Source organism: Deferrisoma sp., from assembly GCF_054681715.1.
This window is the reverse complement of the sequence record NZ_BAAHFQ010000285.1, coordinates 1-2,097: the sequence shown is the minus strand read 5'-3', so window position 1 is coordinate 2,097 and position 2,097 is coordinate 1. Positions and strand designations below refer to the sequence as shown.

The 2,097-nt window shown below is 66.0% G+C and carries 2 protein-coding genes; one reads left to right on the top strand and one right to left on the bottom strand.

Translation table 11 applies throughout. The features are described from left to right. Nucleotides 1-1,280 (bottom strand): glyceraldehyde-3-phosphate dehydrogenase (locus ACY0I8_RS17930; RefSeq protein ID WP_461395833.1); only part of this gene is annotated, 1,280 nt, incomplete at its 3' end. Nucleotides 1,281-1,644: 364 nt separating this feature from the next. Here ACY0I8_RS17930 and ACY0I8_RS17925 point away from each other — a divergent pair. Next, nucleotides 1,645-2,097: helix-turn-helix domain-containing protein (locus tag ACY0I8_RS17925; RefSeq protein WP_461395832.1), on the top strand; the 453-nt coding region annotated here is incomplete at its 3' end.

Below are 2,097 nucleotides of genomic sequence, written 5' to 3'. Positions count from 1 at the left end.
CCGATGATGTCGGAGCTCACGATGTCGGGGCTCGTGGTGAAATCGATCTGGTTCTGGAGCGGGCTGTCCAGGGCGATCTGCCGCAGGTAGTCGTTGATCTCCTCGCGGGTGGTCGGGGTTTCGAGCCGCAGGTTCATGATGGCCAGCGACACGTCGGGCACGGGCACCCGCACGGCGTTCCCGGTGAGCTTGCCCTTGAGCTCGGGCAGCGCCTTGGCCGCGGCCTCGGCCGCGCCGGTCGAGGTGATGACCATGTTGAGCGGCGCGGCCCGGCCCCGGCGGGGCGCCTTGTGGAAGTTGTCAATGAGGTTCTGGTCGTTCGTGTAGGCGTGGCAGGTCTCCACGTGACCGCACTCGATGCCGAACCGGTCGTGGATCACCTTGAGAACCGGTACGATGGCGTTGGTGGTGCAGGAGGCGGCCGACACGATCCGCTCGTTGGGGTCGAGGGTGTGGTGGTTCACCCCGTACACGATGTTGGGGATGTCACCCTTGCCGGGGGCCGTCAGGAGCACGCTTTTCACGCCCTTGGCCTCTAGGTGCTGGCCGAGGCCTTTCCGGTCACGCCATTTGCCGGTGTTGTCCACCACGATGGCGTTTTCGATGCCGTACTGGGTGTAGTCCATGGAGGCCGGGTTGTCGGCGTACAGGATCCGAATGAGGTTCCCGTTCGCCACGATGGCGTTCTCCTCCTCGTCCACCATCGTGGTGCCCTGGAAAGGCCCATGCACCGAGTCGAGCCGAAACAGCGACGCCCGCTTGTGGAGATCGGGTTCCTTGGGCTTTCGGACCACGGCGGCCCGCACCCGGAGCTTGTCGCCTTTGCCGGTCTTGTCCACCAGGATCCGCGCGAGGAGCCGCCCGATCCGGCCGAACCCGTAGAGAACCACGTCCTGGGGCGGCTCGAGCACGGGCCGCGGGCCCGTGCACACCGGAGCCAGTTCCCGGGCCACGAAGGCGTCGAGGTCGCCGCCCTCCCTCTGGTAGCGTACGGTGAGTTTGCCCAGGTCGATCCGGCAGGGGCCGAGATCGAGCTTGGCCATCGCCTGGAGCACGGGGTAGGTGTCCTGGACCGTGAGCTCCCGGCCCAGGATGAGCCGAGCGTGCCGATGGACCTTGAGGATCTCCACCGAGCTTACCTTGGCGATGGAGCGGCCGAACACGTGCACCAGCACGCCGCGCTCCACCCGGAGATCGCTCAGGATCGGCATCATCTTCGTGGCTAGCGCCTCCGACTCGTTCCACAGCTGGAAATACTGCTCGCCCTTGTTCGCGCTCATGGAACCTCCTCCCTGGATCACGGGTCGTGCGTTGGCCCCCCCGGGAGAGGGGCGGCGGAAAGATAGCACGCCGGATTGGTCCAGCGAAACCCTTGAGGTGTCGAAGCCGCCCCTGCGGTTTCGGTGCCGGCCGTCGGCCCCGGCCGGCCGGGGATGGGCCAGGGTTTCTTTGGGCCAAACACGGGGTATACTGGGGGGGCCGCGGTCCCTGGTCTAGGGTGCCAGGAATCAAGGGGGCGGGCGCCGTGTTCGGGAGACGGGAAGCGAGGCCGGCGGCGGGATTCGCGGCATCAAAATATGTTTCTTGACATTAAACCTTTCTCGGAATAGCCTGTGGCCACCTGCAGATACGGAGGAGACCCCCATGGCGAAGCGCATCGACCCCGAAGTGGAGGACCTGGGCATCGGCCAGAAGATCCGGGAGCTGCGGCAGCGCCGGCGGTACACGCTCCAGGACCTCTCGGCCAAGACCGGGCTTTCGAAGCCGCTCCTGTCCCAGGTGGAGAACGGCCACGTGATGCCCCCCGTGGCCACGCTCTTGAAGATCGCCCGGGCGCTCGACGTGAATATCTCCTACTTCTTCCAGGAGGAGGAGCAGGAGGAGAAGATCGCCGTGACCCGGGCCCAGGAGCGCCGGCAGTTCACTCGCCGCGCCCACCAGGACGCGAGCGAGGTCGGGTACGTGTACGAGTCGCTGGAGCTCCACAAGTCGCGCAAGCACATGGAGCCCCTGATGGTGACCTTCCCGCCGATGGAGAAGAAGGACATGGTGTTCTACTCCCACGACGGGGAGGAGTTCATCCACGTGCTCGAGGGG